Consider the following 17556-nt stretch of genomic DNA (forward strand, 5'->3'; position numbering starts at 1 on the left):
CCAGAACGAGAGGGGACACTAGGATGTTTGCTACGCCCGTCGCAACGCAATGCGCGTCAGGCCTTGGCCTTCACCGTCACTTCGAAATGGCGATCAACCACCTTGGTCGGATTGACCTGCGCGCCGCCGCGACGGACCTCGAAATGCAGATGCGGGCCGGTGGAATAGCCGGTGGAGCCGACCAGACCGATGCGCTGACCGGGCGCGACCGCATCGCCGTTCGCGACATCGATCCGGCTGAGGTGGCCGTACAGGGTGCTCATGCCGTTGGGGTGGCGCACCTCGATGAAGTTGCCATAGCCCTCAGGGTCATAGCCCGTGCGGATGACCTCGCCCTCGGCGGCGGTGAAGACGGTCGTGCCTTTCGGCGCGGCGATGTCGACGCCCTTGTGCGCGCGCGCCTTGGCTTCGATGGCCAGTTTGCGCAGGCCGAATGGCGAGTTGATCGCATAGCCGCGCACCGGGGCGGTGAAGGCGATCTGGCGCGTTATAGGACCCGCCTTCTCGACCTCGGCCTTCAGGGGCGGCGACACCGGCGCGGCGATCTGGGTCGGCGGCGGCAAGGCGGCCTCGCGCGCGGCATTTGGCGCGGCGGCGGCGGCGAAGACGGCCACGGCGGCGAAGGCGGCCGTCTGGCCGGAGTGGATCAACAGGGTCTTGCACCGCGCCATCGGCGCGTTGGACAGCAGGCGTCGCATTCGGCGGCCTCTCCAGCGTCTCTACGCTCTGGAATGAAGGAAGCGGCGCCCCGACAGCGCACGGCGTTCCGTGGGAGGACGGCTTATGCCCGCTGGCTTTGGCGACTTTGGGGCTAGGGCAGGGCGGCGGATGGTCGCAGGGCGGAACCTGCCGCTCGCCCGGCCAGATCAGGCGATGATGTCGGGCAGGATGCGGTCTTCCAGCTTCACGATCTCGTCCTTCAGCGCCAGCTTCTTGCGCTTCAGCCGGGCGATCATCAGCTGATCGGGAATGGCGGCCTGACCCAGAGCTTCGATCGAGGCGTCAAGGTCGGCGTGTTCCTGGCGCAGATGCTTCACCCGCGCGTGAAGCTCGACCATTTCCTCGGTGATCGCAGGCGTGTCGTCATTCATCGTGTCATCTCCACGCCGCTCGTCTCAGGCCGCTTATAGCCACGCTGATCTCAGGCCGGAAGGGCGTCTGCGAGACGGATCAGGGCCGGGCGCGGGGTGACGTCCGCCCACATCCGGGCGGTGGCTGCCAGGCTGTCGATGATCGGGCGGGCCGGTCCGCTGGGTTCGGGCGCCAGCGCCTCCAGCGCATCCAGCAAATGCCGTTCCGCCTCCAGCTCCAGCGCCTTGATGCGGTTGCGCACGCTCTCGCGCGGGCCGTCGTCGATATCGGGCACCGGCGCTTTCAGTATCCGCCGCACCGAACGCAGCGGGGCGACCACGACGCTGTCCCAGGCGCGGGCCGTGTCGCAGGCCGCCTCGATCATCTCTTCGTCCGGCTTTCGGCCTGTCGCCGCGACCCAGGCGGACCACAGCAGCACAGGCACGTTCTGGTCGTGGCTGTCCTGCAGCGCCAGACATGCCTCGCCGACCCCCGGCGCGCCATAGGCGGCGACCGCCCAGTCCCACAGCCTCATGACTTCAGGCCTTCCCAGCGCCGCACCGCGCCCCAATCCAGGCCGAACAGGTCCAGCGTCCGCCCCACCGACTGATCGACCATCTCCACGATCGAGCTCGGCCGGGCGTAAAGCGCGGGCAGGGGCGGGGCGATGGTCGCGCCCATTTCGGCCAGGGCGGTCATGGTGCGAAGGTGGCCCAGGTGGAACGGCGTCTCGCGCACCATCAGCACCAGCGGTCGCCGCTCCTTCAGCGTCACGTCCGCTGCGCGCGTCAGCAGGGTCGAGGTCACGCCCGTCGCGATCTCGCTCATCGTCTTGATCGAGCAGGGGGCCACGATCATGCCCAGGGTGCGGAAAGAGCCGGAGGCGATCGTCGCCCCCACGTCGCCCAGCTTGTGAACCACCGACGCCTTGGCCGTCAGTTCGTCGGGCGACAGATCGGTCTCCTGCGACAATGTGAGCAGGGCGGCCTTGGTCACGACCAGATGGCTTTCGACGCCCAGATCGTTCAGCGCATCCAGCACGCGGGCGCCATAGACGGCGCCGGAAGCCCCTGAAATTCCGACCACCAGTCTGGCAGGCGGGTTCCGTATGGCTCCGTTCACATCATCGTCCATTTTGGGGGTCAGCCTCCTTGGGGTCCGGGGCGACGGGCTGTCACTGGAAAGTGATTACACAGCGCGCCAAACCGGGCGCTCACTCTACTGGTCCCTAACCAAAGGAGGCGCAAGCCATGACCATCGAGGCTCGTATTCGCGAACTGGGTAATCGTCATCGCACCCTGGATGAGACCATCCAGAAGGAGCTTACCCGCCCGTCCACGGATCCGTTGCAGGTCAGGGCGCTGAAGCAGAAGAAGCTTCGGCTAAAGGAAGAAATCACCAGTCTGGAGGCGCGCGCGACCTAGCGCCGACCTCCCGAAAACGACGACGGCCCCGGAGATCGCTCTCCGGGGCCGTTTTCGTTACGCGAAGGCGGATCAGTCCTTGGTGCCGAACACCGATTCCGCCGTCGGCTCGGCGCCGGGACGTTGGCGGGCTTCCGGCACGAACTCGGGCTCGGCCTCGACCTTTTCGACGGGCTGGATCGTGCCGCCGCCGTTCTTCAGGTCGTCCTTGGCCTTCTTGTCGGCGGCCTTCTTGACGATCTCGTCCAGCGCCAGCTGGCCGACCAGGCCGAGAGTCACCGGGTCGACCGGCTTGATGTTGGCGCTGTTCCAGTGGGTGCGGTTGCGCACGCTCTCGATGGTGGACTTGGTCGTGCCAAGCATCTTAGCGATCTGGGCGTCCGTCACCTCCGGGTGGTTGCGCACGAACCAGGCGATGGCGTCGGGGCGGTCCTGGCGACGCGACACCGGCGTGTATTTCGGCGCTGGCTTTGCCGACTTCAGCAGTTCGGCATGGCGGCTGACGATCGCCTTCATGCGATAGTTTTCGTCGCCCTGGGCCTTGTCCAGTTCTTCGCGCGTCAGCTGGCCGCCGGTCACGGGATCGACGCCGCGGATATCGCGCGCCACGTCGCCGTCGGCGATGCCGCGAACTTCAAGCGGGTGCAGGCCGCAGAAGTCGGCGATCTGCTCGAAGCTGAGGGAGGTGTTGTCGACCAGCCAGACCGCAGTGGCCTTGGGCATCAGAATGTCGCTCATGGGGCGTTCGTCCCGGTGTTGTTGAGCCGCCGAATGAGGCTTCGGCTGGCGTTGGATACGACGGCGCCCGGCCTTTCGACCGGGCGCGTATGATGCCGATATAGGCCTATTCGACACAAAAGAAAACGCTGAGCGACAATCCCATACAGCAACGGTTCATCCGCCCTGACGCAACCTTCGCGGTAATGAAGCTTTTCAGCTTCGGGAGAGGAGAACCACCATGTCCATTCTGCTTGGCGCGGCTCTGGCCGCAGCGATGGCCTCGGGCCAGGACTATGCACAGCAACGCGTCGCCCCGCGCGGCGGCTATACCCAGTCGTGTTCGGAAGCCTATGTGAATCGCGGCCGTCTCTATGCCGACTGCCGCGATATGCGCGGCCGGATGCGCGGCACGTCGATCGAGCTGAACCGCTGCGGCGGCGAGGAGATCAACAACGACAACGGCCTGCTGGTCTGCGGGCGGTTCCGTGGCGACTATGAAGACAGCCAGCCCGGCCGTCCCGGCGGCGGCTGGGGCCCCGGCAACGGCGGTCCGGGCAACGGCGGCCCTGGCTGGGGCGGCGGCAATGGCGGCGGCTGGGGTCGGTCCTCGATCACCGTCTATGACGACGCCAACTTCCGCGGCGCCTCGCGTGAGTTCACCAGCGAGGACCGCAACCTGGGCCGCACCCCATTCAATGACCGCATCAGTTCGATGCGCGTCGAAGGCCGCTGGGAAGTCTGCACCGACGCCGAGTTCCGGGGACGCTGCCGCATCGTCGAAGGCGATGTCCGCTTCCTGAACGGCGGCTTCAACGACAACATCTCGTCGCTGCGCCCCGTGCGCGGCGGGCGCTACTAGACGCTCAGCACGATCTTGCCGATGTGCCCGCCGGCTTCCAGTTCGGCGTGCGCATCGGCCGCCTGCTCCAACGCGAACACCGCCTGAACCGGCGGCTTCACCTTGCCGGAGGCGACCCACGGCCAGGCGGTCGCCTCGACAGCCGCGGTCAGACGCGCCTTTTCGTCCGCCGGGCGGCTGCGTAAGGTCGATCCCGTCAGGGTCAATCGCTTCAGCATGATCCGCTGCAGATCCATCTCGACCCTGGGGCCGGTCAGGGAGGCGATGACCACCCAACGCCCGCCCGCATTCAGACTGTTCAGGTTCAGGGCGGCGTAGTCGCGCCCCACCATGTCCAGAACCACGTCCGCGCCGCCCGCCTCGCGGATCTGCGCCTCCAGATCCTCGCTCTTGGCGTCCAGGCTGATGTCCGCGCCTAGCGCCTTGGCGGCTGCGGCCTTGTCCGCCCCGCGTGAGGTGGCGATGACTCGGGCGCCGGCCGCCTTGGCCATCTGGATGGCCGTGACGCCGATGCCGCTGGTCGCCCCGTGGATCAGCAACGTCTCGCCGGCCTTCAACGCGCCGCCCTCAAACACATTGGCGAAGACGGTGAAGACGGTTTCCGGCAGCACGGCCGCCTGAACGAAATCCAGACCCTGGGGGATCGGCAGGACATGACGCGCATCGACCACGGCCAACTCCGCATAGCCGCCGCCGCCCAGCAGGGCGCACGCTCGGTCGCCGACCGTCCAGCGCGTCACGCCCTCTCCGACGGCCTCGATCTCGCCGGCGATTTCAAGCCCCAGAACGTCCGACGCGCCGGGGGGAGGGGGGTAGGCGCCGGTGCGTTGCAGCAGGTCCGGCCGGTTCACACCCGCCGCCCGCACCCGGATCAGCACCTGACCCGGCCCCGCGACGGGATCGGGCCGTTCGGAGATCTTCAGGGCCTCAGCCGGTCCGGAACCGCCTTCGATTTCGATCACGCGCATCGCACTCGCCTTGCATTCGTCCGTATCCGGGCGTTCAGATAGGGACCTTGGACCGCCTTGGCCATGACAGCGCGAAAGGAAGGCGACGATGTTCGAAGATCTTGAACCCCGCCCGCAACGCGGCGAACCACTGCGGGCCCTGTCACGCGAAGACCTGGATGTTTACGCCGTCGAGGATTTGCAGGAGCGGATCGCCGCGCTTGAGGCCGAGATCACGCGCTCGCGCGCCGCGATCGAGACGAAACGCTCCAAGAAAAACGCCGCTGACGCCCTGTTCAACTTCGGTTCGTGATCGCGAATGATCCGCTGGCATGGCATGAGCGTTGCATCTTTCGTGCGAACGGCGCCGCCAGGGGCCGATTGCAGGACGGACCCGACCTTCTCTGATGATCAATGCTCAAATGACCTCCGCTCCGTCCCCCGCTGACCGCAGCCGCACCGTTCGTGATTTCGCCCGGTCCGAGCTGTTCGATCGCACCTTCCGTGAAGGTATGGAGTTGGTCGAGGAAACCGCCGCCTATCTGGACGGCGAGGGCCGTCGCGATTCCAAGATGCTGTCGCGCGCCGCCGCCCTGGCCTATGCGGCCGAGAGCATGAAGCTGACCACCCGCCTGATGCAGATCGCCTCCTGGCTCCTGGTCCAGCGCGCCGTGCGCGAAGACGACATGTCGCCGGAAACCGCCTGCGAGCCGCGCTATCGTCTGAACGAGCGTCGTATCGACGCCGAGCCCAGCCACGCAGAACTGCCGATCGCCCTGATCGAATATCTCGTGCGTTCTGAAAAGCTGTTCGACCGCACCCTGTATCTGGATCGCCGCATGTATGCCGACGATCAGGATCAGGCCCCGGAAAACCCGGTGCTCAGCCAGATGGGCATGCTTGAGGCGGCCTTCAGGGGCTGATCGCCCCTTTTACGGCCCGACGTCGTTGGCGTCCGCCCGGCCGTCGTCGATAGGCTTGGGCAGATTGACGCCGATGCCTAGCGCCTGCGCCAGCTTGTCGTCACGGCCATAGACGTCCTCGCGGAACGCCACGCGGCCCTGACCGTCCACGAAGGCGGTCCAATACAGCAGACGCACCGAGATTTCCCGGCCGGTCGTCACGCGCGTCGTCTCGCGCGTGTCCTGGGCCGTGTCGAACTGGGCCAGCTTGGTCGGATCGGGCGACAGCAGCAGGCGCGCGAACTCCACCGCATTCTGCACCCGCACGCAGCCGTGGCTGCGCTGACGCGTGGACAGGTTGAAGGCGGCCTTCGACGGCGTGTCGTGCAGGAAGATGGCGTAGCTGTCGCGCAGCTCGAACTTCACATAGCCCAGCGCCGAGCGCGGACCGGCGCGCTGGATGACCGTGCCGTCCTTCACATACATGTCGTTGGCGGCCAGATACCCCGGCCCCTTGGGCAGGATTTCGCGGCGCGCGATGCCGGCCGGCACATACCAGGGCGGATTGGCCACGACCGAGGCGAACGGCTTCTCCAGGCTGGGCGTCTGGTTCTCGGCCGAGCCGACGACGACGCGGTTGGAGTGAACCGGCTTGCCGTCCTTCCAATAGACCATGATGGCGGCGGCGGTGTTGACCTCGATCCGCTCGGGCGCGACCTCGCGCTTCAGCCAGCGACGGCGCTCCAGGTTCAGCGCGATCTGACGCGCACGGTCCTCGGCCGAGGCGCCCAGCGAGCGCTGGGTGCCCGCGCCGATCCGCCCGTCTGCGCCCAGGCCATGGCGGTTCTGGAAGCTTTGCACCGCACGTTGCAGTTCGGCGTTGTAAACCAGGCCCTGCGACTTCAGCCGCGCGCCGTCGGCGGCCGACAGGTCGCCTTCGGCCGTCAGGCGGTCGATCAGGGCGGGGATGCGGCGATCGCTGTTGCCCGGCTCGATGGTCGCGCCCTGGGTGAAGCGGGGCCAGCCGCCCTGCGCCGCCAGACGGCGATAGCGGACATAGCCGGCCGACAGGTTCTGATAGCCGATGTCGGTGGGCGCCAGGCCGTCGTACCATTGGCCCAGCACGGCGCGGCTCAGGGCGTCGCTGAGACCGCGCGACAGGTCCACACGGTTCTTCTGCATTTCCCAAAGATCTTCAACCGTCTCGGGCCGCACCTTGCCCTCGGCCAGGACGCGGGCATAGGCCAGCGCCGCCGCCGTGGTCCGCAGGTCCGCGCTCGCCGGATCGGCGGCCAGTCCCACGAAGTCGAAATAGTCAGAGCCCGCCAGACCATGGCGATTGGCGCCGGCCGCGACGGTGTTCAGGGCCCGAACCCGGTCGGCGTTCCACACCGGCCGCCAGCCGTTCATTTCATAGAAGGCGCGCACATCCGCCTGCTGCGTCTCGGGCAGACGGGAAATCTGATCGTTGAAGCTGTTGTAGAAGGCGGTTGCCTCCGGTCCGCGCTGCACGAAGACCTGCTGCGCGCGCGCCGCCGAGCCAAGGGTCATGGCCGCCGTCGCGACGCCCAGACCCAGTTGCCGTCTATTCATAGTCTTCCGCTTCTTCGATCGCTTCGGCCAGCGTGGCCGACGCCCCTGGTACCCGAACGCCCCCACATTATCGGTGTTCCGACCAAACAAAAAGCGCCGGCCTTGCGACCGACGCTCTTGGTGTTCCGATTGCTGCGAGATGTCGCAGCCAAGACGCGCTTACTTCTTGATGAAGCCGGCGAACTTGTTGTTGAAGCGCGAGACGCGACCGCCGCGGTCCATCAGCTGGGCGTTGCCGCCCGTCCAGGCCGGGTGCGTCGACGGATCGATGTCGAGGGCCAGCTTGTCGCCTTCCTTCCCGTAGGTCGAACGGGTCTGGTAGGTGCTGCCGTCGGTCATCACCACGGTGATGAAGTGGTAGTCGGGATGGGTATCCGCCTTCATGGTCGTCGTCCGGTCTCTGCGCGGTGACGATGCCGACCGTCCGTGCGCGTGAAATGAGAAACCCGCCACCAAATCCTTTTTAAGGGAAAGGCCCGGCGGGAATGAGGGGCGGCGTTTACACCGGGGGGCGTTCCGGGGCAAGAGGCGGGCGAAATGACCGATCAAGCCGCCGCCTCCGCCCCTTCCGCCAACCGCGCCTCGGGCATGGCGTCGCTGGAAGGACGGCCCAGCGCCGGCGCCCTTCTGGCCGACCAGATGTCCGAAGCGGGCGCCAAGCGCGCCAAGCGCCGCGATATCCGTCCGCTGGCGCGACTGATTCCCTTCGCCATGCGCCACAAGGGTCATGCCTTGATGGCGGTCTTCTGGCTGCTGTTGTCCACCGCCGCCTCGCTGGGCCTCACCGCCCTGGCGCGCGGAGCCATCGACCATGGGTTCGAGGCGGGCGGCGCCAATCTGAACATCTGGTTCCTGCTGCTGGGCGCCAACGCCCTGTTCCTGGGGCTGGCGACCGCCGCCCGCTATTATTTCGTCACCCGCACGGGCGAGCGCGTCATCGCCGATGTGCGAAAGGGCCTGTTCGGCCGCATCTTGACGCTGGACCCGTCCTTCTACGCCCATATGCGCACCGGCGAGGTGCTGTCGCGCCTGACCACGGACATCGCCCTGGTCGAGACGTTGATGACGACGTCGATCTCTTACGCGCTGCGCAACTTCCTGACCCTGATCGGCGGCGTGGCCCTGCTGTTCTTCGTCAGCCCTAAACTGACTGGCTTCGTCCTGCTGATCGTGCCCTTCCTCTTGGGGCCGATCTTTATCTTCGGCCGCAAGGTGCGCAAACTGACCGTGGCGTCTCAGGACCGCTTCGCCAACGCCGTCGGCTTCGCCGGCGAAAGCGTGGACGCCATCGAGACGGTCCAGGCCTTCGGCCGCGAACAGAGCGCCATCACCCGTTTCGGCGCAGCGGTCGAGGGCGCCTTCAACGCTTCCCTGACGCGGATGCAGGCTCGCGCCTGGATGACCGCCCTGATCATCGTTGTCATGTTCGGCGGCGTGACCCTGGTGCTCTGGCTGGGCGCCCAGGACGTGGTGAAGGGCGCTATGACGCCTGGCGCCCTGCTTCAGTTCGTTCTGCTGTCCGTTTTCGCCGCAGGCGCCGTTGGCGCGCTCGGCGAAAGCTGGGGCGACGTGCAAAAGGCCGCCGGCGCCATGGAGCGGATCGAGGAGCTGATGCGCGCCGTCGCCGGCATCGCCCCGCCGCCTCAGGCCACGGCCCTGCCGACGCCCCCGCGCGGCGAGGTGTCGATGTCGGCCGTCGGCTTCGCCTATCCGGGCCGTCCCGACCTTCCGGCCTTAAAGGGCTTCAGCCTGACCGTACGCCCTGGCGAGACTGTCGCCCTGGTCGGCCCGTCTGGCGCCGGCAAGTCCACGGTCTTCCGCCTGCTGCTGCGCTTCTATGATCCGCAGACCGGCATGGTCTCGGTCGACGGCGTCGATGTGCGCCAGGCCGATCCCGTCGCCGTGCGCGACCGCTTCGCCTGGGTGTCGCAGGAAACGCCGCTGTTCTCGGGCTCGGCCTTGGAGAACATCCGCTTCGGCCGCGAAAACACCACCCTGGAAGAGGCCCGCGCCGTCGCCGAAAAGGCTCAGGCGCTCGGCTTCATCGACGCCCTGCCGGAAGGGTTCGACACCCCGCTCGGCGAGCGCGGCAAGAGCCTGTCGGGCGGCCAGCGCCAGCGCCTCGCCATCGCCCGCGCCCTGGTCCGCGACGCCCCCATCCTGTTGCTGGACGAGGCCACCAGCGCCCTCGACGCCGAAAGCGAGCGCCTGGTTCAGGTCGCCCTCGATCAGGCCATGCAGGAGCGCACCACCCTGGTCATCGCCCACCGCCTCGCCACCGTCCTGCGCGCCGACCGCATCGTCGTCATGGACGACGGCCGCGTGGTCGAAGAGGGCACCCACGAGCAACTCGTCGCCCAGGGCGGCCTCTACGCCCGCCTCGCCGAGCTTCAGTTCCGCAACTAGGGCGCCGTGGTCCGCGCCAGATCCGGGAAGTCGCTGAATAGCGCATCGACCCCAGCTGCGGCGAAGGCTGCGGCATAGCCGGCCATGTCGCCGTGCCCGGCCGGGTCGTCGCCTCTGCGTCGCTCGACCGGCAGGAAGGCGTTCTCGGCCCGCAGGGTCCAGACCACGACCTTGAGGCCCGCCGCGTGGGCGTCGGTGACCAGGGTGCTCGGCGTGGTCGTGCGGCCTTCGGCGTCGCGCGGCAGGACCAATGTCATCTCCGGCGCGACCCAGTCGGCGTAAGCGGCAATGGCTTTTAGCCCCTCGGGCGCGATCATCTGGGCATAGGTCACGTCCGCCCGGTCCGCCGGTCCGCCCTTGGCCGCCACGAGTTGAGCCAGCGGCGCATCGATCCGCGTCGCCAACCGCTCCAGCGGCCCGACCTCGAAACACTGGATGATGATCGGCTCCTCGGCGCCCGACAGACCCAGCCGCTCCAATTCGGTGACGAAACCGTCCTCCATCGGCAAGCCGATCCCGGCGAAGTAGGTCGGGTGTTTCAGCTCCGGCGCCACGCCGATCGTCCGCCCGGTCCGCGCCGAGGCCTCGCGCGCGATGGCGACGACCTCGTCGAAGGTCAGGATCGGCTCCTGTCCGTCATAGGCGGCGCTGCCCGGTCGAAAGCCGGGCAACCGCTCCCTGGCCCTCAGGGTCTTCAACTCGGCCAGGGTGAAGTCTTCGGTGAACCAGCCGGTGGTCTCGACCCCGTCGATGGTCTTGGTCGTCCGACGGCCTGCGAACTCGGGCCGGTCGCGCACGTCCGTCGTGCCGCCGATCTCGTTCTCATGCCGATCGACGAAGACGCCATCCCTGGTCAGCACCAGATCCGGCTCGATCACGTCCGCGCCCTGTTCGATGGCCAACTCATAGGCCGCGCGCGTGTGCTCGGGCCGTTCGCCGGAGGCGCCGCGATGGGCGATGATCAGGGGCTGACCCAAGGCTGGCGTTCCGGTCAGAAGGACGAGGCCGCACAGGATGAAACGGATCATCCGCCTTGGATAGGGCAGGGGCGCGACAGGCCGATGACCGTCTCCTCCCCACATGTGGGGAGGGGGACCGCGAAGCGGTGGAGGGGTTCTTGACGCCCCACCGGCCGCTGGCGATCAGGCAAGATCCCCTTCGTCACGGCGCTGAAGAAGCGCCGCGCCACTTCCCCCAAGCGGGGAAGAGACAGAAGCGTGCTTCAGGAGCCCTGAAGCACCTTGCGCAAGTGCGGATGCAGTTCGGTGTTCGACGCCAGGATCGACTTGCCCGTCTTGGGATCGCCGTCGTTCTCGATGGTCGTGACGCGGCCGCCGGCCTCGGTGACGAACAGGATGCCCGCCGCCACGTCCCAAGGCTTCAGATTGCGCTCATAATAGGCGTCGTAGCGGCCTGCGGCGACCCAGGCGAAGTCCAGGGCGGCCGAGCCCAGGCGGCGTATGCCGGCGACCCGTTGGCCCACAGCGTGCAGATCCTTGATCGACTGGGCGTGGCCCGACTTGCCGATGAAGGGCAGGCCGGTGGCGATCAGACTTTCGGACAGATCACGACGGCCGGCGACGCGGATGCGCTGGTCGTTCAAATAGCAGCCCTTGCCCTTTTCGGCCCAGAACAGCTCGTTCATGACGGGGTTGTAGGTCACGCCGGCGACGATCTCGCTCGACCCGTCGGGCGCGCGGCGCTCCAGACCCACCGTGATGGCGAAGTGGGGCATGGCGTGCATGAAGTTGGTGGTGCCGTCGATCGGATCGACGATCCAGGTGTGGGACTTGTCCGTCCCCTCGATCATGCCGCGTTCCTCGCCCAGGAAGCCATAGCCAGGGCGGGCCTTCATCAGCAATTCGTACAGCGTGTCTTCGGCCTTCAGGTCGGCGGCCGTGACGAAATCGCCGGGGCCCTTCCTCGACACCTGAAGCTGGGAGACTTCGCCGAAGTCGCGCAGCATCGGGCGGGCGGTCTTGCGCACCGCATCGGTCATGACTTGGAGCAGGGCGGAGGCGAGGGCCATCGGGGAATCTCCTGGTCCGAAAGTCCTTCAAAGCCGCAGCCGGACAGTCGGAGAAGTTCAGAAAGGAACGGCCCCGCGAGGGGCCGCTTTAGCGTGGTGGTCTGTTAGTCCGCGCGGCGGACGTATTCGCCGCTGGTCGTGTCGACGACGATACGCTCGCCGGCCGACATATAGGGCGGGATCATGATGCGCACGCCGTTCGACGCCAGCGCGGGCTTGTAGGACGACGAGGCGGTCTGGCCCTTCACGGTCGGCTCGGTCTCGGCGACTTCCAGCACGACCTGATCGGGCAGTTCCAGGCCGATCGGACGCTCTTCGTGCATCTCGATCACGACCTTCATGCCTTCTTGCAGATAGGGGATGCGCTCTTCGCCGACCCAGTCCTTTTGCAGTTCGATCTGCTCGTAGGTGGTGTCGTCCATGAAGACCAGGCTGTCGCCGTTGTCGAACAGATAGGAGAAGTCCTTCTGTTCCAGCGTCACGCGCTCGACCTTGTCTTCCGAACGGAAGCGTTCGTTCAGCTTGTTGCCGGTCTCCAGGTTCTTGGCCTCGACGTTGGCGAAGGCGCCGCCCTTGCCGGGCTTGACGTGGCTGGCCTTGGTGACGACCCACAGGCCGCCATTGTGCTGCAGGACCATGCCGGGCTTGATGGTGTTGCCGTTGATCTTCATGGGGTCACATCGGAAATGGAGTTGCGCCCTCGCACCGTTCGGGGCGAGGCGAATAGGGCGCGATCCCTAGAGGAAGCCCCGATAAAGGGCAAGGCGACGCAACCTAATGCAGGGTGCGTCCGCCCGAGGCGTCGTCGGCCTTGCGGTGCAGGAAGTTTCCGAACCGCACGCCTGATCCTAGCGGCGCCGCCATCTTGCCGGCCCCCTCGTCCAGCTTGCGCGCCTCGTGGGCGAATGCGGCGGCCAGACCGGCCGACGACATCGCGGCGACCACCTGACGCGCCATTGAGGACGGACGCAGGCCCAACCAGACGGCGTTCACCGTCTGGGCCGCGACCCAAAGGCCCATGGCGCGGGTCCGTTCCTTTTGCGGAGGCGCGTTCCAGACGCGCACGGCCGACAGGGTCGTCGCCGAGAATACGGCCGGCAGGATCAGGCTGAAGGCCCCCTTGGGCTTTTCGGTGATCGGCAGGTCCTTGTCGCGCACCTGTTTCAGGTTGCGACGGGGCTTCAATGCGCCCGAGGCGATGGTGTGGGCCAACAGGGCGAAGCCGACGGTCAGGGCGATCCCGGCGACCACATGGCCGGCGCTGCGGCCCTCGCTGTTCAGCAAGTCCATGGCGGCGTCGCGCACGTCGTCGATGGCGTCGTCGATATCGGTCATGGTCCGCTCCAGCTTGGCCCTGACAGGCTAATGGCCGGAGCGGATTGGAGTTCCGTCAGAAGGCAGAGCTTAGTTGCCGGTCGCCGCGCCGTCGGTGACGATCTCTTTCATCGCCGATTGCAGATAGTTCTGCGCGCCCATCAGCTCGATCAGCTTGTGCTGGTTTTCCAGGAAGTCGATGTGCTCTTCGGTGTCGGCCAGGATTTTCATCAGCAGGTCACGGCTGACGTAATCGCGGGTTTCCTCGCACTGGGTCACGGCGGCAGCGGTCGTCGCGCGGCTGTCCAGTTCCAGTTGCAGGTCGGCGCCCAGGCATTCGATCGGATGCTCGCCGACCTTCAGCTTGTGCAGGTCTTGCAGATTGGGCAGCCCGTCCAGGAAGAGGATGCGTTTGATCAGCATGTCGGCGTGCTTCATCTCGCCGATCGATTCTTCGTAGATAACGTTGCCCAGGTGCGCGAGGCCCCAGCTTTCGAACATGCGGGCATGCAGGAAATACTGATTTACGGCCGTCAGCTCGTTGGTCAGCACTGCGTTCAGCGTGCGCAGGATTGCGGGATCGCCCTTCATGGCCATGGTCCTAGGTCTCGCCACGGCGCTATCGCCGTCTGTCGAGCGCAGCCATAACACAGTAAAACGGGCTTTGTTTATTTGCGAGTTTTTATCACTGCATTGAGAGTGCGAGTGACTGTCGGCCGCAGGCGGAGCAAACTATTCGGCTGCGAGTGCGAACGCTTCGCGGCTTTCCTGAATCATCTGACGCATCTCGCAGACGCATTTGGCGCACTGGGCTTGGCATTGGTTGCGCGCGAAGATGTCACGCGGACGGCAGGCGCCGGCCTCGATGGCCTGGGCGACATCACGCTGGCGAAGACCGTTACAGTTGCAGACGTACACGAGGCGCTACACGTTTCACTGACTGAGAATGGTTCGCTATAGCAGTCCTTAAGGCGATTGCAAGTCGTTCGCACGGTTTCGCCCGGCCTTGGGCCGTTGACGGATCGTCGCGGGGGCAGGCAATGACGGACATGGCCCGAACACCCACCGTCCCCGAGCGTCCGCCCTGCCGGCTGTATCTGATCACGCCGCCCGCGATCGCCGACCTGAACGCCTTTGCGCAAACCCTCGATCAGGCCTTGGCCGCCGGCGACGTCGCGGCCTTGCAGATCCGGCTGAAGCCCGCCGAAGACGCGGCTATCCGCACGGCGGTCGAGGTGTTGGCTCCCATTGCGCGGCGTCATGATGTCGCGGTCCTGCTGAACGACCGGCCCGATCTGGCGCGGGCCACCGGCTGCGACGGCGTTCACATCGGTCAGGAAGACGGCTCGCTGGCCGAGGCGCGGCGTATCATGGGGCCGGACGCCATGATCGGCGTCACCTGCCACGACGACCGCGATCTGGCCTGGGACGCCGCAGAGGGCGGCGCCGACTACGTCGCCTTCGGCGCCTTCTATCCCACCGATACAAAGGAAACGGTGCATCGCCCGCCCCTAGACATTCTCACGGTGTGGCAAGAGACGGTCGAGACACCCTGCGTCGCCATTGGCGGGATCACGGTCGATAACGCCGCAGAGCTTGCCCAAGCCGGCGCCGACTTCGTGGCGGTCAGCGGCGGGGTCTGGAACCATCCCGACGGCGCAGCCGAGGCCGTCAGGCGTTTCAATGAAAAATTGCAGGCCTGACTTCAGGGGATATTAGGAACCGTGTCGTCCTATTCCGACCTCTGATCGGTCGGAACCTGTCCATGATCCTGAGCCGCGCGCTCAACATCGACGCCCCCCACAGCGCGCCCGTCAAGGGCGTGATGGCGGCTGGCCATCGGCCCGGCCCCGTCGGCGCCGACGGCCCGGACGGCCCCAATCCCCTGATTCCGGTGCTGACAGGCGTCGTCGTCGCCATCTTGGTCGCTCTGGCCATCGCCTATGCCCGTTCGGCCGGACTGGTGGCGGGCCTGTGGGGCGCCAGCGGCGTCGCCGTCGCCGTCTGGCTGCGCACCAGCCGTGGCCGCACCAGCGACCTCACCTTCGCCGGCGTCCTGACCGTCAGCATCCTGATTGGCGAGATCATCGCCGGCAACAAGCCGCCGCTGGCGCTGGCCTTCACGATCGCCAACATGATCGAGATCGTCGGGGCTGTCCTGCTGGCCCGCCGGTTCTCGCCCACGCTCAACCTTTCCAGCCTGAACGGCGCGGTCAGCTTCCTGTTCTTCGCGGCTGTCCTGGCGCCGATCCCCGCCGCCCTGTGCAGCACCCTGATCCTGTCGCTGATGGGCCAGGGCGACATCGTTTGGCAGGGGTTCCAGACCTGGTGGCTGGGTCACGCCTTGGGCATCGCTGTACTGGGTTCGCTAGGGATGTCGCTGACGCCTGCGATGTTCGCGCGTCTGCTGAAGCCGAGGAAGCTGATCGAGGCCGTCGTTCTGATCGGCCTTGTTCCCGTCTTTTACTTTGTCGCCTTCACGGGCGACGTGCCGATGGGCTTCGTCCTGCTGCCGCTTCTGCTGGCCATTGCGGTACGGCTCGGCGTCGCGGGCGCCGCCTTCACCCTGGTCGTCATGAGCGTGCTGTTGGTCGGCAGCGCCATGATCGGAAACGGCCCCTATGCTCAGGGCGACCTGACCCACCAGGTTCTGATGGCCCAGATGCTGGTGCTGATCGGCTATATGCCCGTCCTGCTGGTGGCCTCGTTGCTGGAAGAGCGCGATCTTCTGGCGGAGCGCGCGCGCGTTGGTCGAGAACGCGCCGAGAAGGCCTCGGAGGCCAAGTCTCGCCTGCTCGCCAACGTCGCCCATGAGATCAAGAGCCCCGTCGCCGGCATCATCGGCATTGGCGACCTGTGGCGGCAGGGCCATCTGGGGCCAGTCTCGGCCCAGCAGGCCGAGATGTCCGACATGCTGGTCAAGACCGCGCGTCAGGTCGAAACCCTGGCCCACGATCTGCTGGATGTGGCGCGCGCCGAATCCGGCGCCGTCCGGGTCGATCTGCGGCCGACCGACATTCCGGGGCTGCTGGAAGACGTGCGCCGCACCTGTCTGCTGTGGCCCGACGCCGACCGGGTCGCCGTCGAGGTGGTGTGCGAGGGTGATGGCTTGATCGCGGTTGCGGACTCTCAGCGTCTGGCCCAGATCATCACCAACCTGACCAGCAATGCGCTGAAATACGGCGGTTCCGGCGGCCGTGTCGTCCTGCGTGCGCTTCGTCAGGACGACTGCGTCCGCATTGAGGTCAGCGATTTCGGCCCCGGCCTGTCGCCACAGAAGCAGGCGCAGTTGTTCGAACCCTTCAACCGCCTGGGGCTTGAGCGTTCGACGGTCGAGGGGCACGGCGTCGGCCTGGCCCTGGCCAAGCGATTGGTCGAGTTGCAGGGCGGCTCGATCGGCGTGATCTCGGCGCCGGGCGAGGGCGCCACCTTCTGGGTCGCGCTGCCCAAGGCGTGAGGTCGCGCTTGCGGTCGCGCCCCGGCCGCGCGATGGTCCGGCCATGCCCATGATCGCCCTTGCCGCCGCCCTCGTGATTTCCGGACAGGCGACGACGCCCCCGCCGCAACGTCCCGGTTCCAACCTGACGCGGGACTTGAACAGCGCCCCGCCTTCCGCGACCCCGCCCGCCGCCTCCACGGCAGCTCCGACCCAGGGCCCGGCCCGGGCGACGAGCCAGGCCTTGCCTCCAATCGGCCAAACCCCCGCGGCATCGCCGCGTCCGGCGCCCGCCGCGTCATCCGCAACGCGCACGACCCAGGCCCAGCCGCCCATCGGCCAAAGCCCGGCGGCCACGACGCGCCCGGCGACCGCGACACGTCCGCAAACGCAAGCCCCGACCACAACGGCGCCTCAAGCGACCGCGCCCCAACCGACAACGACCGCGCCTGCCGCAACCCCGCCGGCCGCCGCACCCGCCCCGGCGGCCTTGAACGCCGCCGCCATCGCCGCTCTGCCGTTCAGCATCCAGCTGCCTACCGGCCTGACCATCACCCCGGCGCGCGCCGGCGCGAACGCCAACATCTATCGCGTCCAGCGCGGCGACCAGACCCTGCTGATGATCTACGCCGGTCCGTCGTCGCAGTTTCCGATCTATGACGGCGAGACGGTCCGCGCCGGCGGCCGCGCCTCGGTCGTCGTGACCGAAGGCAGCCGCCGTCTGGCGATGGAGCACCTGTTCCAGCGCGCCGTGGACCCCAAGGAAATCCACGTCTGGATCGCCAGCGTCGAGGGCGCGGACCGGGATCTGGCCGAAAGCATCGGCCAGTCCATCGACGTCCGCTAGCCGCTTTG

22 protein-coding genes are annotated in these 17556 nt (G+C 67.1%); 8 read left to right on the forward strand and 14 right to left on the reverse strand.

All coding sequences use genetic code 11. The annotated features are described in order from the left end of the window. Positions 1 to 56: 56 nt before the first annotated feature. From AC3WRC_RS03655 to AC3WRC_RS03670, 4 genes are all read right to left on the reverse strand, one after another. Positions 57 to 698 carry a M23 family metallopeptidase gene (locus tag AC3WRC_RS03655; RefSeq protein WP_045810279.1) on the reverse strand — a complete coding sequence of 214 codons (642 nt, stop codon included), beginning with the start codon at positions 696 to 698 and terminating at the stop codon, positions 57 to 59. A 168-nt stretch (positions 699 to 866) separates the two neighbouring features. Further along, complete coding sequence (locus tag AC3WRC_RS03660; protein ID WP_055754995.1) at positions 867 to 1091, reverse strand: YdcH family protein; 225 nt, start codon at positions 1089 to 1091, stop codon at positions 867 to 869. A gap of 50 nt (positions 1092 to 1141) precedes the next feature. Beyond that, on the reverse strand, positions 1142 to 1606 hold the full coding sequence (locus AC3WRC_RS03665; protein WP_492302937.1) for a TIGR02444 family protein: 465 nt from the start codon (positions 1604 to 1606) through the stop codon (positions 1142 to 1144). Beyond that, positions 1603 to 2205, reverse strand: coding sequence for a UbiX family flavin prenyltransferase (locus AC3WRC_RS03670; RefSeq protein WP_492302938.1), 603 nt, complete (start codon positions 2203 to 2205; stop codon positions 1603 to 1605). The genes AC3WRC_RS03665 and AC3WRC_RS03670 overlap by 4 nt, the downstream gene beginning before the upstream one ends. Positions 2206 to 2321: 116 nt before the next feature. Between AC3WRC_RS03670 and AC3WRC_RS03675 the strand changes: the two genes are divergently transcribed. Further along, the gene (locus AC3WRC_RS03675) at positions 2322 to 2495 is read left to right on the forward strand and encodes a YdcH family protein (RefSeq protein ID WP_017505994.1); all 174 of its coding nucleotides are present in this window, start codon (positions 2322 to 2324) and stop codon (positions 2493 to 2495) included. Positions 2496 to 2567: 72 nt separating this feature from the next. Here the strand turns inward: AC3WRC_RS03675 and AC3WRC_RS03680 are convergent, their stop codons facing one another. Next, positions 2568 to 3233 carry a DUF1013 domain-containing protein gene (locus AC3WRC_RS03680; protein ID WP_492302939.1) on the reverse strand — a complete coding sequence of 222 codons (666 nt, stop codon included), beginning with the start codon at positions 3231 to 3233 and terminating at the stop codon, positions 2568 to 2570. Between the two features lie 220 nt (positions 3234 to 3453). Between AC3WRC_RS03680 and AC3WRC_RS03685 the strand changes: the two genes are divergently transcribed. Further along, the gene (locus AC3WRC_RS03685) at positions 3454 to 4074 is read left to right on the forward strand and encodes a beta/gamma crystallin-related protein (protein WP_492302940.1); all 621 of its coding nucleotides are present in this window, start codon (positions 3454 to 3456) and stop codon (positions 4072 to 4074) included. Here the strand turns inward: AC3WRC_RS03685 and AC3WRC_RS03690 are convergent. Beyond that, positions 4071 to 5042, reverse strand: a complete 972-nt coding sequence (locus AC3WRC_RS03690) for an NAD(P)H-quinone oxidoreductase (RefSeq protein ID WP_492302941.1) — start codon at positions 5040 to 5042, stop codon at positions 4071 to 4073. The two genes, AC3WRC_RS03685 and AC3WRC_RS03690, sit on opposite strands and share 4 nt — an antisense overlap. Positions 5043 to 5130: 88 nt before the next feature. On the opposite strand from AC3WRC_RS03690, the gene AC3WRC_RS03695 reads away from it, so the two are divergent. Beyond that, a complete protein-coding gene (locus AC3WRC_RS03695) occupies positions 5131 to 5334 on the forward strand; it encodes a DUF1192 domain-containing protein (protein WP_137721237.1) in 204 nt (67 codons plus the stop codon). 109 nt (positions 5335 to 5443) lie between these two features. Then, positions 5444 to 5944 carry a protease adaptor protein RcdA gene (gene rcdA, locus AC3WRC_RS03700; protein WP_055754989.1) on the forward strand — a complete coding sequence of 167 codons (501 nt, stop codon included), beginning with the start codon at positions 5444 to 5446 and terminating at the stop codon, positions 5942 to 5944. 9 nt (positions 5945 to 5953) lie between these two features. Here the strand turns inward: rcdA and AC3WRC_RS03705 are convergent, their stop codons facing one another. After that, complete coding sequence (locus tag AC3WRC_RS03705) at positions 5954 to 7516, reverse strand: L,D-transpeptidase family protein (protein WP_492302942.1); 1563 nt, start codon at positions 7514 to 7516, stop codon at positions 5954 to 5956. Positions 7517 to 7675: 159 nt separating this feature from the next. Next, positions 7676 to 7900, reverse strand: a complete 225-nt coding sequence (rpmE, locus tag AC3WRC_RS03710; RefSeq protein WP_017506001.1) for a 50S ribosomal protein L31 — start codon at positions 7898 to 7900, stop codon at positions 7676 to 7678. Between the two features lie 153 nt (positions 7901 to 8053). On the opposite strand from rpmE, the gene AC3WRC_RS03715 reads away from it, so the two are divergent. Next, entirely contained in the window at positions 8054 to 9922 is a 1869-nt protein-coding gene (locus tag AC3WRC_RS03715) for an ABC transporter transmembrane domain-containing protein (protein ID WP_492302943.1), read from the forward strand. Here AC3WRC_RS03715 and AC3WRC_RS03720 read toward each other — a convergent pair. From AC3WRC_RS03720 to AC3WRC_RS03745, 6 genes are all read right to left on the reverse strand, one after another. After that, entirely contained in the window at positions 9919 to 10950 is a 1032-nt protein-coding gene (locus tag AC3WRC_RS03720; protein ID WP_492302944.1) for a glycerophosphodiester phosphodiesterase, read from the reverse strand. The two genes, AC3WRC_RS03715 and AC3WRC_RS03720, sit on opposite strands and share 4 nt — an antisense overlap. 194 nt (positions 10951 to 11144) lie before the next feature. Further along, entirely contained in the window at positions 11145 to 11951 is an 807-nt protein-coding gene (locus AC3WRC_RS03725; protein ID WP_017504555.1) for an inositol monophosphatase family protein, read from the reverse strand. Positions 11952 to 12055: 104 nt separating this feature from the next. Beyond that, positions 12056 to 12622 (reverse strand): elongation factor P, encoded by a 567-nt coding sequence (efp, locus tag AC3WRC_RS03730; protein ID WP_055754985.1) that lies wholly within the window; start codon positions 12620 to 12622, stop codon positions 12056 to 12058. 103 nt (positions 12623 to 12725) lie between these two features. Next, complete coding sequence (locus tag AC3WRC_RS03735; protein WP_055754984.1) at positions 12726 to 13286, reverse strand: tryptophan-rich sensory protein; 561 nt, start codon at positions 13284 to 13286, stop codon at positions 12726 to 12728. A gap of 69 nt (positions 13287 to 13355) precedes the next feature. After that, positions 13356 to 13856 carry a bacterioferritin gene (gene bfr, locus AC3WRC_RS03740; RefSeq protein ID WP_295239926.1) on the reverse strand — a complete coding sequence of 167 codons (501 nt, stop codon included), beginning with the start codon at positions 13854 to 13856 and terminating at the stop codon, positions 13356 to 13358. Between the two features lie 141 nt (positions 13857 to 13997). Continuing rightward, a complete protein-coding gene (locus tag AC3WRC_RS03745) occupies positions 13998 to 14183 on the reverse strand; it encodes a (2Fe-2S)-binding protein (protein ID WP_017504559.1) in 186 nt (61 codons plus the stop codon). A gap of 131 nt (positions 14184 to 14314) precedes the next feature. Between AC3WRC_RS03745 and thiE the strand changes: the two genes are divergently transcribed. From thiE to AC3WRC_RS03760, 3 genes are all read left to right on the forward strand, one after another. Further along, positions 14315 to 14968 carry a thiamine phosphate synthase gene (thiE, locus tag AC3WRC_RS03750; RefSeq protein WP_492302945.1) on the forward strand — a complete coding sequence of 218 codons (654 nt, stop codon included), beginning with the start codon at positions 14315 to 14317 and terminating at the stop codon, positions 14966 to 14968. A gap of 62 nt (positions 14969 to 15030) precedes the next feature. Then, a complete protein-coding gene (locus tag AC3WRC_RS03755) occupies positions 15031 to 16722 on the forward strand; it encodes a sensor histidine kinase (RefSeq protein ID WP_492302946.1) in 1692 nt (563 codons plus the stop codon). Positions 16723 to 16765: 43 nt separating this feature from the next. Next, positions 16766 to 17548 (forward strand): hypothetical protein, encoded by a 783-nt coding sequence (locus AC3WRC_RS03760; RefSeq protein ID WP_492302947.1) that lies wholly within the window; start codon positions 16766 to 16768, stop codon positions 17546 to 17548. Positions 17549 to 17556 lie beyond the last annotated feature (8 nt).

This window comes from Brevundimonas sp. EU05-FHT14B07 (assembly GCF_058790795.1).

Coding starts and splice junctions, on each gene's coding strand:
- thiE (WP_492302945.1), top strand. CDS start 14,315: ATGGCCCGAACACCCACCGTCCCCGAGCGTCCGCCCTGCCGGCTGTAT.
- AC3WRC_RS03690 (WP_492302941.1), bottom strand. CDS start 5,042: ATGCGCGTGATCGAAATCGAAGGCGGTTCCGGACCGGCTGAGGCCCTG.
- efp (WP_055754985.1), bottom strand. CDS start 12,622: ATGAAGATCAACGGCAACACCATCAAGCCCGGCATGGTCCTGCAGCAC.
- AC3WRC_RS03725 (WP_017504555.1), bottom strand. CDS start 11,951: ATGGCCCTCGCCTCCGCCCTGCTCCAAGTCATGACCGATGCGGTGCGC.
- AC3WRC_RS03755 (WP_492302946.1), top strand. CDS start 15,031: ATGATCCTGAGCCGCGCGCTCAACATCGACGCCCCCCACAGCGCGCCC.
- AC3WRC_RS03760 (WP_492302947.1), top strand. CDS start 16,766: ATGCCCATGATCGCCCTTGCCGCCGCCCTCGTGATTTCCGGACAGGCG.
- AC3WRC_RS03715 (WP_492302943.1), top strand. CDS start 8,054: ATGACCGATCAAGCCGCCGCCTCCGCCCCTTCCGCCAACCGCGCCTCG.
- AC3WRC_RS03670 (WP_492302938.1), bottom strand. CDS start 2,205: ATGGACGATGATGTGAACGGAGCCATACGGAACCCGCCTGCCAGACTG.
- AC3WRC_RS03660 (WP_055754995.1), bottom strand. CDS start 1,091: ATGAATGACGACACGCCTGCGATCACCGAGGAAATGGTCGAGCTTCAC.
- AC3WRC_RS03655 (WP_045810279.1), bottom strand. CDS start 698: ATGCGACGCCTGCTGTCCAACGCGCCGATGGCGCGGTGCAAGACCCTG.
- AC3WRC_RS03665 (WP_492302937.1), bottom strand. CDS start 1,606: ATGAGGCTGTGGGACTGGGCGGTCGCCGCCTATGGCGCGCCGGGGGTC.
- AC3WRC_RS03685 (WP_492302940.1), top strand. CDS start 3,454: ATGTCCATTCTGCTTGGCGCGGCTCTGGCCGCAGCGATGGCCTCGGGC.
- AC3WRC_RS03720 (WP_492302944.1), bottom strand. CDS start 10,950: ATGATCCGTTTCATCCTGTGCGGCCTCGTCCTTCTGACCGGAACGCCA.
- bfr (WP_295239926.1), bottom strand. CDS start 13,856: ATGAAGGGCGATCCCGCAATCCTGCGCACGCTGAACGCAGTGCTGACC.
- AC3WRC_RS03735 (WP_055754984.1), bottom strand. CDS start 13,286: ATGACCGATATCGACGACGCCATCGACGACGTGCGCGACGCCGCCATG.
- AC3WRC_RS03695 (WP_137721237.1), top strand. CDS start 5,131: ATGTTCGAAGATCTTGAACCCCGCCCGCAACGCGGCGAACCACTGCGG.
- AC3WRC_RS03680 (WP_492302939.1), bottom strand. CDS start 3,233: ATGAGCGACATTCTGATGCCCAAGGCCACTGCGGTCTGGCTGGTCGAC.
- AC3WRC_RS03675 (WP_017505994.1), top strand. CDS start 2,322: ATGACCATCGAGGCTCGTATTCGCGAACTGGGTAATCGTCATCGCACC.
- AC3WRC_RS03705 (WP_492302942.1), bottom strand. CDS start 7,516: ATGAATAGACGGCAACTGGGTCTGGGCGTCGCGACGGCGGCCATGACC.
- rcdA (WP_055754989.1), top strand. CDS start 5,444: ATGACCTCCGCTCCGTCCCCCGCTGACCGCAGCCGCACCGTTCGTGAT.
- rpmE (WP_017506001.1), bottom strand. CDS start 7,900: ATGAAGGCGGATACCCATCCCGACTACCACTTCATCACCGTGGTGATG.